General features: G+C 39.6%; 11 protein-coding genes. 4 read left to right on the forward strand and 7 right to left on the reverse strand.

The window, feature by feature from the left end; translation table 11 throughout:
• Positions 1-42: 42 nt before the first annotated feature.
• The 3 genes from uvrC to NE535_RS15185 all read right to left on the reverse strand — a co-directional run bounded on the left by uvrC (position 43) and on the right by NE535_RS15185 (position 3209).
• The gene (gene uvrC, locus NE535_RS15175; protein WP_261299453.1) at positions 43-1875 is read right to left on the reverse strand and encodes an excinuclease ABC subunit UvrC; all 1833 of its coding nucleotides are present in this window, start codon (positions 1873-1875) and stop codon (positions 43-45) included.
• A gap of 72 nt (positions 1876-1947) precedes the next feature.
• On the reverse strand, positions 1948-2592 hold the full coding sequence (gene uvrY / locus NE535_RS15180; RefSeq protein ID WP_261299480.1) for a UvrY/SirA/GacA family response regulator transcription factor: 645 nt from the start codon (positions 2590-2592) through the stop codon (positions 1948-1950).
• Positions 2593-2789: 197 nt separating this feature from the next.
• Positions 2790-3209, reverse strand: coding sequence for a secondary thiamine-phosphate synthase enzyme YjbQ (locus NE535_RS15185; RefSeq protein ID WP_261299454.1), 420 nt, complete (start codon positions 3207-3209; stop codon positions 2790-2792).
• A 178-nt stretch (positions 3210-3387) separates the two neighbouring features.
• On the opposite strand from NE535_RS15185, the gene NE535_RS15190 reads away from it, so the two are divergent.
• Entirely contained in the window at positions 3388-4158 is a 771-nt protein-coding gene (locus NE535_RS15190) for a substrate-binding periplasmic protein (RefSeq protein ID WP_261299455.1), read from the forward strand.
• 173 nt (positions 4159-4331) lie between these two features.
• On the opposite strand, the gene NE535_RS15195 is transcribed toward NE535_RS15190, so the two are convergent.
• The 3 genes from NE535_RS15195 to NE535_RS15205 form a co-directional block, all read right to left on the reverse strand.
• The gene (locus tag NE535_RS15195) at positions 4332-4736 is read right to left on the reverse strand and encodes a hypothetical protein (RefSeq protein ID WP_280925463.1); all 405 of its coding nucleotides are present in this window, start codon (positions 4734-4736) and stop codon (positions 4332-4334) included.
• A gap of 425 nt (positions 4737-5161) precedes the next feature.
• Positions 5162-5785 carry a 2OG-Fe(II) oxygenase gene (locus NE535_RS15200; RefSeq protein ID WP_261299456.1) on the reverse strand — a complete coding sequence of 208 codons (624 nt, stop codon included), beginning with the start codon at positions 5783-5785 and terminating at the stop codon, positions 5162-5164.
• A gap of 596 nt (positions 5786-6381) precedes the next feature.
• Positions 6382-8151, reverse strand: a complete 1770-nt coding sequence (locus NE535_RS15205) for a SulP family inorganic anion transporter (protein ID WP_261299457.1) — start codon at positions 8149-8151, stop codon at positions 6382-6384.
• Positions 8152-8568: 417 nt separating this feature from the next.
• On the opposite strand from NE535_RS15205, the gene NE535_RS15210 reads away from it, so the two are divergent.
• The 3 genes from NE535_RS15210 to ilvN all read left to right on the forward strand — a co-directional run bounded on the left by NE535_RS15210 (position 8569) and on the right by ilvN (position 12315).
• Positions 8569-9741, forward strand: a complete 1173-nt coding sequence (locus tag NE535_RS15210; RefSeq protein WP_483414570.1) for a multidrug effflux MFS transporter — start codon at positions 8569-8571, stop codon at positions 9739-9741.
• A gap of 361 nt (positions 9742-10102) precedes the next feature.
• Positions 10103-11821, forward strand: coding sequence for an acetolactate synthase 3 large subunit (locus NE535_RS15215; RefSeq protein WP_261299458.1), 1719 nt, complete (start codon positions 10103-10105; stop codon positions 11819-11821).
• On the forward strand, positions 11821-12315 hold the full coding sequence (gene ilvN, locus NE535_RS15220) for an acetolactate synthase small subunit (protein ID WP_261299459.1): 495 nt from the start codon (positions 11821-11823) through the stop codon (positions 12313-12315). Before NE535_RS15215 ends, ilvN begins: the two co-directional genes overlap by 1 nt.
• Positions 12316-12395: 80 nt before the next feature.
• Here the strand turns inward: ilvN and NE535_RS15225 are convergent, their stop codons facing one another.
• Positions 12396-14021: a methyl-accepting chemotaxis protein gene (locus NE535_RS15225; RefSeq protein WP_261299460.1), complete on the reverse strand. Its 1626-nt coding sequence runs from the start codon at positions 14019-14021 to the stop codon at positions 12396-12398.
• Positions 14022-14556 lie beyond the last annotated feature (535 nt).

The following is a 14556-nucleotide window of genomic DNA, read 5'->3' on the forward strand; positions in this document are numbered from 1 at the left end:
ATAGACCAATTATTCAAAAGCAGCGCCAATCTTGCCTTAATTTTAGCCCCCTCGCAATGAGTCATGGATCGTTTGTGCCATTTCTAAGCTAATTCCGGGTACTTTTGCCAATTCTGTAACACTGGCATTGTTAACTTCCTGCAGTCCACCTAAATGTTGCAACAAAGCTTTACGTCTTTTAGGCCCAACACCAGCAATCGATTCTAAAGTTGAGGTATTGCGTGTTTTTTGACGTTTATTACGATGACCAGTAATAGCAAAACGATGGGACTCGTCTCGAATATGCAGAATTAAGTGAAATGCTGGTGAGTCACTGGCGATATCAATGGTTTCTTCTGAGCCGCCAATCACAAACGTTTCAAGACCCGCTTTACGTCCTTCACCTTTTGTCACTCCGACAAGCAGCGGCGGCTTCATTAAATGGGCACACTTTTCATCAACAATGCTCTGGGCAATGCGTAACTGGCCTAATCCACCATCAATAAACACAATATCTGGCACTTTGCCGCTGTCATCAATCTTATCAAATCGACGATTTATCGCCTGCTCCATTGCGGCATAGTCATCTCCGCCTGTGATACCAGTAATATTGTAACGACGATAGTCCGCTTTATGTGGACCTTCACGATTAAAGACCACACAAGAAGCAACTGTGCTTTCTCCCATGGTATGACTAATATCAAAACACTCCATACGTTTAATCAAAAAAGATAACTCGAGTGCTTCTTCTAACAAACTAAAACGTTGCTCAATAGTATTTTTGTGCGACAGCTTAGTGACAACCGCATTGGTCGCATTTGTTAGGGCTAAACGTAAAAAACTGGCCCGCTCACCACGCACTTGAGTTTTGATGGAAAACTTTTTTTGCAGCGCTTGCTCTATCGACGCCGCCGTAATGTCCATTCCCTCAAAGTCATGGCTCAGAATAACTTCTTTAGGAATGGTGCGCTGTACATCTTCATTTAAATAAAACTGCCCCAAAAACGATGATAAGACTTCATCAAGCTCAGTTGCCACCGGCACGCTTGGGTAATAACTACGACTACCAAAAATTTTGCCATCACGAATAAACAACAAATGAAAACACGCGATACCAGAGGCAAAGTGAACACCTATCACATCCATATCGCCTTTTGCGTTAGACACCTCTTGTTGCTCGCTAACTTTACGTAATGCACTAATTTGGTCGCGATATTGTGCTGCCTGCTCATAGGCCATATTAATGGCTGCTTGCTCCATTTTATCCACTAAGGTAGTAATAACCTGTTGATCTTTACCCCTTAAAAATAGCGTGGCTAATTTAACTTGTTCTTGATAATCCTCATCAGACACTATCCCAACACAGGGAGCGCTGCAGCGTGATAATTGATATTGTAAACAAGGGCGAGAGCGAGATTTATAATACACATCATCGCATTGTCGAATCGGAAATAATTTTTGCATCAAATTCAAACTTTCACGCACAGCACCGCCATTGGGATAAGGGCCAAAATAATGGCCTTTTTCACGTTTAGTGCCGCGATGATATGCTAATCGAGGATGCTGGTGTTGACTTAATAATATGTAGGGATATGACTTATCATCACGCAGCAATACATTGTATTTAGGCATGTATTGCTTGATATAGTCATTTTCAAGGATAAGCGCATCGGTTTCACTGTGGGTGACGGTAACATCGATATGATGAATATTGCTGACCAGCGCTTGAGTTTTTACATTAGGCAAGTTTGAACGAAAATAGGACGTTAAACGTTTTTTAAGATCTTTTGCTTTGCCCACATAAATCACTTCATCTTGTTTATCATACATACGATAAACACCTGGTGATGAAGTGACTGTTTTTAGAAATGATTTGGATTGAAACGTTTCAGTCATAATGAATTACAGTGTGAAAAATACACTTAAACCAACATTGCCGTAGTTCAATGACTATAAGGCAAATGTTAATTAGAACGAACCAGTGTCGAGCATTTTGTATCGAATCGCTAAACGAGTTAACTCCACATCGCCATTAATACCTAATTTGGCAAATAAACGGTAACGGTAACTATTGACAGTTTTCGGGCTTAAATTCAGCTTATCTGAAATATCATTCACCTTTTCACCATTGGTGATCATCATCATGATTTGCAATTCGCGTTCAGACAAACTGGTAAAGGGGTTTTCGTCACTATTAGTAAACTGACTGAGCGCCATTTGCTGAGCTATTTCAGGAGAGAGGTAACGTTGCCCGCGTGAAACCTGACTAATGGCCCGGATAACTTCTGGTGAAGTTGACCCTTTAGTTAAGTAGCCTGAAGCACCTGCTTGCATTACTTTGGTTGGAAATGGGTCTTCAGTTTGTACGGTTAGCACAATGATTTTTGCATCGGGTTGATAGCGTAAAATCTTACGGGTGGCTTCTAACCCCCCCATACCAGGCATGTTCATGTCCATTAAAATCACATCAGCTTCATTGTGACGAGACCACTGTACCGCGGTTTCACCATCGTGAGCTTCACCAACGACTTTAATACCACGCTCATCTTCTAACAGGCGACGGATCCCAGTGCGAACTAATTCATGATCATCTACTAAATATACTGAAATCAACTTCAACCACCCTTTATTATTAGCCATTCATCCTGAATAAGTAGGCATTTTTTTATTTCTAAATCATCAACATAAAAAACACATTGTGCTTTTGCTATGTCTAAATAGCAAATTTATCACTAATCGTTTCACTCACACAAGCAAGACTGTCTAGATAGTGGAAATAAAAAGCGTGCTTTCCTGGAAACTGAATGACATCACTCGCCGTTTAACGTCACAATAATAGTGCGGTCGAAGGCATCATCGCGATGTTCACACAAATAAATCCCCTGCCAAGTGCCCATGTTAAGACGACCATGACTGATTGGTATGGTTAATTCGGCCCCTATTAATGTCGACTTTAGGTGTGCAGGCATATCATCTGGGCCCTCATAGGTATGCTGATAATAAGGGGCATTTTCAGGCACTATGACATTGAAATGCCGTTCAAAATCTCCTCTTACCGTGGGATCTGCATTTTCATTCAAGGTTATAGAGGCCGATGTATGCTGAATAAAAAAGTGCGCCAAACCAACCTCAAGCGTTTTCAATTCAGGTAGCTGTTGCAACAACTCTTTATCAATAAGGTGAAAACCTCGTTTTTTAGCGGATAGTTGAATGCGCTTTTGAAACCACATATTTTTCTCACCAAGAATATTCAGTTCAATAATAACAATATTATCTAGCAGGATTTTCTGGGTATCAACATCATCTATTAATACAGAATGATTTTGAGCTGCAATTTACAGTACTTATGCGGCAACCTTTATGCTACATTTTTAACACATGAATACTAATTAACCGAAATCGACATTTATGAAGCATCTGTTTTTATGTTTACTTTTTTTTATCTCTTTTGCTGTCAATGCTCAGTCAAATAAGCCTATTGTAAAAGTAGCAGGATACCCTTTTTCGCCCTACATCACTGAATCCATTGATGGACGTTATACAGGTTTATCTGTCGATCTCGTTAACGCCCTCAACGGTATTCAATCGCAAGTTCAATTTGAATTCGTAGCAACAAGCATTGCTAATCGTTATAAAGCTTATGCAATGAATCGGTTTGACATGATGTTGTTTGAGAGCCCTGTGTGGGGGTGGGACAAGATAGAACATGAGTTTGTGCCATTAGATATTCACGATGGTGAATTATTTATTTCATTAAAAGATAACGCACTTGATCAAGCTTACTTTCAAAAATTTGACGGTAAAACACTCAGTTTAGTAAAAGGATATCACTACAAATTCGCAGATTGGCAAGCTGACCCACAATATTTAAAAGCTCGATTCAACATTCAATTTGTGAACTCGAATGAAGCATCAATTGTAAGCATATTACGCGGCAGAGCAGAGATAGCACCAGTAACCTGGTCTTATTTAAAATTTTATTTATCACAATATCCTGAAGTATCACCGCAAATATTAGTGTCAACAAAATGGGACCAAGAATATAATCACGGGATTTTATTGAACCCCAACGCCCCCATTAGCAAGCAGCAACTGTCCGAATGGGTCAACTTACTAAAAAAACAACAAATATTAACCCGTTTAGCCTCCCATTATGGCTTAGAGATCATTGCAAATTAAGCGATTGCACTCTTAACTCGAGTTGTGGTTAACAACTACCAATAAAATTTAGCTTATTGATGGTTAAATGCGAGCTATGATTGAACATTCATTAAATTGGATCGACATTGCTTATTTGCAAGCATAAAAAAACGCACTGACAAGTGCGCTTTTCATGCAAAACATGACAGCAATTACATGGTAACCATTGCCCAATAATCAAGGCGTTTTTGAGGTTCATAAACAACTGTTTTACATAAATCTTTATACTGTCCCATTAAAGACCCCAAATTCGTCGACCCACCTAACTTGGCTTTTTGCTTATCTTTTTCTGCCGCAATATCGGTGGTGACTTGCGCTGCTGGGCGATATTTTTCGGCTAACGTTGCCGCGTCGACTGCAGACACTTTTAAACGCTCGCCAACGGCTTGCATTTGAGGCGCATTCATCGCGCCAATGGCTTCTGATGCAATTTGATAATATGCAGCGCACTGGATAACTTCATCTGTGAAGGCTTTTTCTGCAGCGTCTTGAGCATTAACACCTTGGCTTAAACACACTAATGAAGCCGCTAAAATCCACTTTTTATTTATACTCATTCCCAGTCCTATTTAGTGTATTACATTAAAATTCAATATGATGACTAGCCTGTTGATCTTTACAGATTGCATTTTGTTGGCGATAAAAACGCTTTAATTGAGGCAAACACATAAATGTCTAATCATCCAAACAAAAGCCATTCAACAAAGAAAAAACGTTTTTTGCCGAACCCTTCGGGCAGCGTTTGTGGGGCATTTGTCATGCATTATCGACTTCTAATGTAGAATAACTACACCACAAAGTCCCTACCTTGTACATATGACCAACAATTCGCTGTAAAAATAAGCATAAAAATCAACAGACCGTAGACTAAAACACATAATTAATCACAAAACTTACATTACCTTAATCGAATTTAGCACTAATGAAAATATAAAAAACGCCACAAAGATGTGGCGTTGAATTAGCGGTATTTTAAAGAATACTAAAAACCATGATTAGCATGACTTACCCTAAACCATCCAGCAATACTGTTACGGGTTCTTAATGTCGGTAATACTTCATGGGGAAAACGTTCACTTAAAAATATTGCTAAGGTACCCATTTGAGGCTGCACCGTTTCTAAAGCAACATCATGCTCGTCATAAATCACTAATTGGCCACCATCTTCTGGTTGCCACAATGGATTTAAAAAGAATACCGTTGTTAAGATTCTATTCTGGCTGCCTTTTAATGCATCTACATGCTTTTTATAATGCGCACCAGGTTCGTAAACCGCATAATGACTTTCATAGTCAAATAACCCCATAAATAGGCGTCGATTAATACCATCTTTTAGTTGTTCCATAATCGATAAGTATTCCCTATCCGTATGGTCTTGTTTATCAAGCCAACTAATTTTGTCTGAACGAATTTCGGTATTAATTTGTTGATCTATTCCACGGCCAATAGCCGCAGATTTAAAATCAATATCATGCTTAACCTGCATTTTTTCTAGCAAGGCTAAGCTGACATAATCAGGAATGATATCTGATAAAAGAATGTATCCTTTATCGACTAACGCATCTGCGATCACATCCAGCACTGCTTCACTTACTTGCGAAACCATACATGCTACATCCAAAGAGACGACGCTTTTTTCTTTACTTTAGGATTCAAAAAGAGGGTTTGAATCTGAATTTCGAGGAGGCGTTGTGTTGCTAAATTAACAGGAGGAATAGAATTATTCCTCAACCTTCCCAACGAGGTTTGACGCTCAGTCAGTTAGCGAATATTAGTGTAACAACGCACTGATGGCAACATAAATTTAGTTATACAAAATCAACAACTTACGACGGCGCCACTGATTTATTATAAAGATGTACTCTGCTTAAGATATTTGCCCATTCATTAATATTATCTGAATATATTACTTATTCAGTCGTAAGCTTGTAGTCACAACAGAGGAATTTACGCCTCAATAGCTAGCCGATAACGATTCAATCCAACGCAGTTAACATTAAAAATAGCCGCTGAAGATCGATTTATCGACCAGAATTCAGATAATGTAGTTAGATGTCTATCTGGCTAATATCCAAGCATATTACAAAATAAAGCCTTATTTGTATTGGCTAAGATCTGCTGCCACTCACTCAACAGCGATCCCCTCTTATGCCAAAAAGAGCAAGAGGAGATCGTTCATGTCAATACGGGTACCCTTAGTGGTTAAATCTGACTATGCGTTAATACCTGCTGTTTTTGCGCTAATTTTCCAGCATCGGTTTCTTCCGCTTGTTCAAGTAAGGCATCGTCGGCAGCTTGTTTACTTTGATTAACTTTTAACGCTAGGTACAAGTCTGAACGGATATAAATACCTTCATTGCCAGACTTCATCCCAGTCTGTTCAAACCATGACAGTAATTGACGCTTTCTACCAGCAAGCTCAAGCCGCACACCGCGTTTTTTAAACAACCCATCTAAATCAGCAAGCATCGCCATTACACTTAAATCTAAATGGGTAAAACACGGTACAGCATCAATAATAACGCATTTAATATCGCCTTTTTGTCTTGCGTATTGCTCTAACAATCGACGTTTAAAATAACCTGAGTTGAAATAAGTTAATGGTGAATTGAATCGATAGATGAAAATACCTGCCACAGGTTTAGCTTTGTCACTGCTATCTAAACTTCTGATCACCCCTTTTATATCAACCCCTAAAATCTGATCAGTTGGGCGCATAACTGTGCGAATAAACTGGAATAATCCTAGTAAAACCGCCAAGGTAATACCAGGGATAACGCCGATAAACAACACCGCAAATAACGTGGTTAACGCTAAATAAAATGCCTGCCTGTCTCTAAGTCTGAGTTGCCAAACGGCTTTTAAGTCTAATAGGTGAACCGAGGCTATCACTAACACCACACCTAATGCCGCGCTTGGAATAAACTCCAGTGGCGCGGTTAAGAAAATGGCAATCACCGCAATAATTGCAGCAGCAACGATTGAAACTAATTGGGTTTTCCCGCCGTTAGCATCATTTACTGCGGTACGAGAATCTGCGCCACTGACCGCAAAACCTTGTGACAAAGCTGACGCAATGTTGGCAATACCTAATGCCCTAAACTCTTTATCGGCATCAATGTCATAACCATTTTTAGCCGCAAAACTTCGAGCGGTTAGCATCATACTCACAAAACTCACAACAGCTAAGTTAAGCGCGGGCATCACCAGCTCACGAATAATACCCACGTTAAATTCTGGCGCCTGAAATAAAGGTAATCCGCCTGCTACTTCACCTATGGTTTTGACATCAAATTGTTCAAGGTTAAACAACCAAACTAATATCGCCCCAAACGCGATGGCAAACATTGATGAAGGCCAGTTAGGTTTAAGGCGCTTCATACCAAAATAAACCCCTACGGTTAATATCGCCATCAACAATGTTGGAATGTGGGTTTTTGATAAATACGTCGGCACGCCGCCTAATCGTTCAAGCAGATAACGCTCATCAAAGGTAAATCCAAAGATTTTTGAAAATTGGCCAACAATAATGGTAATTGCCACACCGTTTAGCAGCCCCATTAAAATTGGTTTGGATAAAAAATCAGCTAATACCCCTAACTTAAATCGGCTGGCAATTAAACACCAAAAGCCTGTCATAGCTGTCATTGTCATGACTAACTGCCAATGCTTGACACTGTCTCCTGCAGCAAGAGGTGTAACGACTGCTGCGATAACCGCACATGTTGCCGCATCAGGGCCAACAATCAACTGCTTAGACGTGCCAAATAACGCATACACCATCATTGGCAGTACGCATGAGTACAAGCCTACCGCGGCATTAACCCCTGTTAACTGTGCATAGGCAATCGCAACAGGTAGCGCCACGGCAGCCACCGATAACGCCGCTTTCATATCATCAGCAAACCATTTTCGCTCATAATTAACTAGCGTATTTAAACCGGGCATGAACTCATACAAACGTGACAACACAGCACTTTCCTTGTCAACATAGCAAAAAAGATATAATAGGTTTTTATCAGGTTAATTACAGCTACTTAAATGTAATATTTTTGCAATACATTCTGTGCACTGTCATGGCAATAACTGACAGCGATAACATCAACAAAACAACCAGTCAGCAACAAGATTGACTCAAAACAATCATACAACAATGGCTTAAACAAGGTTTACTCGCGCGCTCATGACTTATAACAATTAGAAAAATAGATACTTTTGATTACAAAATCCCAAATCAACAAACCCAATTGCGTGTTAGACTGAACGGCTAAAATGTTTGGCCGTTTCTCGTTTGATTTCCTTCAACGGATTATCCGATTTTTAAGCTTTGAGGTTTTTGTGTCTCGTTCTCAAAATACAACGCAACAAAGTGCATTCCCGCACTTAGCCATGTTGATCCCAATGTTAGCCGCTATTGTTGCCATCACCCCTTTAGCGATTGATATGTACTTACCGGCAATGTCGACACTGGCTAAAGGGTTTGGTACTGATGTCACCATGGTGCAGCAATCACTGAGTATTTACTTAGCTGGGTATGCATTGGGCATGCTAACTTTTGGGCCTATTGCCGACAAAATCGGCCGTAGACCATTAGTGATCATTGGCTTAATTGGTTTTAGTGTGGTCAGCTTATTACTGGCTCTAACGCAAACCATTGAACAATTTCTGGTGCTGCGTTTTTTACAAGCATTTATTGGCGCAGCCGCCACCGTTGTTGTACCGGGTTATATCAAAGAAATATACGGCGAAAATACAGCTAAAGGCATGTCTTATGTCAGTTTAATTATGATGTTAGCACCTCTTATTGCGCCTACTATTGGCAGTTTTATACTAGAGCTTGGTGATTGGCATTTAATCTTTTTCATGTTGAGCTTTTATGCCGCGGCGTTACTGGTTCTTATCCTATTAAAGCTAAAAATGCCTAGTGACACCGACAAATTGCAACGCAGTCAAAAATCGTTTTTTAGATCTTACTACACGGTATTTTCTCGTCAGGGAGTAAAGCTGCATATTGCCAGTGGGGTATTAACCTCGTTTGCATTTTTCTGTTACCTCACTGCCTCGCCATTCGTTTATATGGAAGTCTTTGGCTTAGATAAATCACTGTTTGCTATTTTATTTAGCTCAAACGTAGGCGCGCTAATGCTCGCCAACATAGTTAACTCACGTATCGTCAGTCGTTATGGTTCAAAGCGTATGCTGCATGCAGGCACTTTTTTTGCCACTATTGCTGCAATAGGCTTAGTGTTAGTTAATGTGTTTGATTTAAGTTATCACTTCACCGTGATGATGCTTATCCCACTCATGGGATCGTTAGGGATAATGTCAGTGAATGCCGATGCAATTGTATTAATGAAGTTTAAGCAAGAAACTGGCACAGCTACTGCAGTAATAGGGACTCTTAGATTTGGTTTTGGTGCAACAGCAGGCCCATTATTAGCCTACTTTTATACTGGGACAGCAGTGCCATTTGCCAGTTTAATGCTTTTTGCGATTGTTATTGTGGCGCTATGTCAAACATTGCAAAATTATCAGAGTAAGTCATATTCCATCGCTGACTAACGTCAAGAAGAAAACGCTTATTGCGAATATTCAAGCCATTACATAACCGTAATGGCTTTTTTATAACAAAAAAACGCCAAAAGTGGGCACTTTGATCGCTTAATTAACATGAAATGGCAATTTCTTAGTTTAAATATGAATTATTTTCAAATAGTTTAAAAAAATAAATAAAAGGCTTGCAGTAAATATTGATTTACATATGATGAATCTATCGCGTTCGCCTGAGCGGATAATGGCACTAAGACATTACTTAGGCCCTTAACAAGTTTAGATAACCATTTAAACTTATTTTTTAGAACGATTACCGTCGTTGTATACAAGATACTGTTTACCATAACGGTAACTTATGAGGATTCATTTCATGGAAAAGCTTTCTGGCGCAAGTATGATTGTGCGCTCCTTAATAGATGAAGGTGTTAGCCACATTTTTGGTTACCCTGGTGGTTCTGTTTTAGATATCTATGATGCCCTCCATAAAATTGCTGGTGTTGAACACATTTTAGTTCGCCATGAGCAAGCAGCTGTTCACATGGCCGATGGCTATGCTCGTGCCACAGGTAAAGTTGGAGTGGTATTAGTTACCTCAGGTCCTGGCGCCACCAATGCGATTACCGGCATTGCAACCGCTTACATGGACTCTATTCCACTCGTGGTATTATCTGGTCAAGTGCCTAGTTCATTGATTGGTAATGATGCATTTCAAGAGTGCGATATGATTGGTATTTCACGCCCTGTCGTTAAACACAGCTTTTTAGTGAAAAATCCAGCTGAAATACCTGAAATAGTCAAAAAAGCTTTCTTCATTGCATCAACTGGCCGCCCAGGTCCTGTTGTTATCGACTTACCTAAAGATTGTTTAAACCCAGACATTCTGCATGATTATGTTTATCCAGAAACCGTTAAAATGCGTTCTTACAACCCTACGACCACTGGGCATAAAGGCCAAATTCGTCGTGGCTTACAAGCATTGTTAACCGCTAAAAAGCCTGTACTTTATGTCGGCGGCGGTGCCATTATTTCTGAATGTGATCAACAAATCTTATCACTTGCAGAACAGCTTAACATTCCGGTAATTAGTACATTAATGGGCTTAGGCGCATTTCCTGGTACGCATAAGCAAAGCTTAGGCATGTTAGGTATGCATGGCACATTTGAAGCCAACAATGCGATGCATAATTGCGATCTTATTTTTGGTATTGGTGTGCGTTTTGATGATCGCACCACCAATAATGTTGAAAAATATTGTCCTAATGCAACTATTTTACACATCGATATCGATCCTGCTTCCATCTCAAAAACCGTCAGAGTAGATATTCCTATTGTGGGTTCAGCTGACAATATCTTAGATACCATGCTGGAATTGCTGGCTGAATCTGATGAAAAAAATGATCCCGCTGCATTAGATGCCTGGTGGCAGGACATTACTGAGTGGCGCGCACAAAAGTGCCTAGAGTTTGATAGAACAACAGACCGTATTAAGCCGCAACAGGTCATTGAAACGCTACACAAGCTGACAAATGGCGATGCCTATGTTGCTTCAGATGTAGGCCAACATCAAATGTTTGCCGCGTTATATTACCCCTTTGATAAACCTCGTCGTTGGATAAACTCAGGTGGCTTAGGCACTATGGGCTTTGGTTTGCCTGCGGCTATGGGCGTTAAGATGGCATTTCCTGAAGAAACGGTTGTCTGTGTTACTGGTGATGGTTCAATTCAGATGAACATTCAAGAACTGTCTACCGCACTTCAATATGATACTCCGGTAAAAATCATCAACTTAAACAACCGCTTCTTAGGTATGGTGAAACAGTGGCAAGACATGATTTATTCTGGTCGTCACTCACACTCTTATATGGATTCGGTACCTAACTTTGCCAAAATTGCTGAAGCATATGGCCATGTGGGCATGACAATTAGCGATCCAAAAGAATTAGAGTCGAAATTAGCAGAAGCATTAGCAATGAAAGACCGCTTAGTATTTGTCGATATTAGCGTTGATGAAACAGAACACGTATACCCAATGCTAATTCGTGGTGGTGCAATGAATGAAATGTGGTTAAGCAAAACGGAGAAAAGCTAATGCGTCGTATTATTTCAGTATTACTTGAAAACCAACCCGGTGCACTTTCTCGCGTAGTCGGCTTGTTTTCACAACGTGGTTATAACATTGAGAGTTTGACGGTTGCCCCTACAGAGGACAACACCCTTTCTCGTTTAAATATCACAGTGATCGCAGACGAAAAGGTGTTAGAACAAATTGAGAAACAGCTTCACAAACTCATCGATATTTTAAAAGTGGCTAATATTACTGAGGCTGCACACATAGAAAGAGAACTTGCTCTGGTCAAAGTGAAAGCGCAAGGTGATATGCGTGAAGAAATCAAACGCACCGCTGATATTTTCCGCGGCCAAATTGTTGATGTAACGGCAAGCCTTTATACCATTCAAATGGCTGGCCCAAGTGAAAAGATTGATGCCTTTATTGGTGCACTAGCTGAAGTCACTAAAGTGATAGAAGTATCACGTTCAGGTGTGGTTGGTCTGTCTCGCGGAGAGAAATGTATGCGAGCCTAATCACTCGTTAATCTAAAAAAGAGCCTTAGAAAACTAATGGCTCTTTTTTATTGTGCTTAAGTCAGTTAAACCAACTTTAATTATTGCAATTTAAAGGTAGCAACTTGAGTCCGCATCACGTTAGCTAGCTTAGAGAGCTCATCAACCGAAAGGCTCAACTCACCTGCCGCCATAGTTGAATGTTTCGAAATATCACTGATGGTAATTATGCTACGGTTAATGCTTTCAGCTACACTAGATTGCTCTTCTGCTGCTGTCGCAATATGGGTATTTAATTCAGTAATATTATCAACAGTAGCCACAATTTCTTTCAAAGCATCACCTGCTAAATTGGTATTTTTGTTGGCATCATCAACTTGGGCCATGCCAGACTCCATAGAAACCACCGCCTTCTTAACACCTTGTTGCAAACTATCAATCATCGTTTCAATTTGTAATGTAGACTCTTGAGTTCGCTTAGCCAAAGTTCGCACCTCATCAGCCACAACAGCAAAGCCTCGACCTTGCTCTCCGGCCCTTGCAGCTTCAATTGCTGCATTTAAGGCCAAAAGGTTGGTTTGCTCAGCAATACTTTTAATCACATCTAACACTTTTCCAATATTCAAACTCTCACTTGCTAATAACGAGATGACTTCAGAGGTTTCTTGGATTTTCAATGAAAGCAGAGACATACTTTGTATTGATTGCTGAACAATTAAGTCGCCATTAGCGGCATGGATATCAGCATTTTTAGCAGAATCTGCAGCTGCAGTAGTACTTTGCGCCACTTCAGCTACTGTAGCCGTCATCTGATTCATTGCAGCAGCCGTTTGCTCAGTTTCACACTGCTGATTTTGCATTCTTGTATTGGTTTCGCGAGTAAAATTATTAAGATTCTCTGCAGAACTATTGATCGTAATAGCCGCATCAGAAATCGACACTAAAATGCTTCTTAAATGCTCAATAACTCCGGTTAAATTATCCGAAATTTGACCTAACTCATCATTATTCAATGGCTTAAATACTAATGTTAAATCAGAATCTCTTTTAATTATTTTTAGCTTACCTAAAATATCAATAATGGGAGTCATTACACTGCGTCTTACCCAAACACTTAAACCAATACTTGCAATAATGGCGCAAAAAGCTAAAAATAAAAATAATTTAACAGACTCACTCGCAGAATCTATAACAGCTTGTTTTTCATCACCAGCAACTTTAATTTGCAGTGCAACTAGCTCAGATATTTTCCCGCTAATCGGGTCGATAACTTGATATAAAGGAACAATATCTGCACTCAATCGACCTTCTACGCTCCCAGACATGCTATCTAGCTTGTTAATCAGCCTCTCTATTTGACTGTCTGCTGGAGCAAACATCATATTTGCCTGCTTAGCGAGCAAAGCTTCTTCGGTAGTTAATTCTGTTGCCATGTATTTTGACCAACGAATACTAATATTTTTATTCGCATTCTTAAGCGCATCAGAGGCTTCTTGGGCGCTAAATTCACCAGCGTTAGCCTTGTTTACAGCATCAATAACGTATACCGCATAATCGTCACCAATAATTTTCAAATCTTCTAAAGGCACGACTCTATCGTTGTATATGCTAATCACCCCTTGCTCAATTTTCCCCATCATATTAATCGCAATAGCGCAGATAGAAATAAGCAATACAAGGGGAATTACTGCACTTAAAAGCATCTTCTGTTTGATTTGTAAATTCATCTTAACCACCCTTTAGAAATGATAACGTTATCCTTCTAGAGGTTCAGTCAGTCCATTGGTGGAACCAATATTTTGGTCAGTGTGAAAGGAGGTAAGATTTAACGGCATGAGTAAAACGAGCCACATTGACTAAATAGAAGTATTGCACAGGCTGAGCTTTTTGCGAGTCACAAAGGCTTATTTGTTCATTCAGACATATTGAATACGATTAGAATAAGTGATCAATCAGAATTTTATGACTTTTAAAATGAATGTTTACCAAGGTATAACTTGGTCAACTGAATTCAAATAACCGAGTTACATTCTTTATAGCAGGAAAATGTAGCTCAGAGATCGCCACAACTTTACATGCTCAACATACGCAACCAATTTTTAGCTAAAATAAGGTAACCAAGTGTTGTATTTAACGATTAAATTATTAAACAGAAACATAATAGTTACCTATTGATTTTGATGAAAAAATTAAATTCTATCAAAATGAGTAACTCTTACCGTTGCAAGTTGCATGCGGGAAAGAATTGAGATTAATAGCGCT

The sequence above is a fragment of the Shewanella holmiensis genome, from assembly GCF_025370255.1.
GTDB classification, from domain to species: domain Bacteria; phylum Pseudomonadota; class Gammaproteobacteria; order Enterobacterales; family Shewanellaceae; genus Shewanella; species Shewanella holmiensis.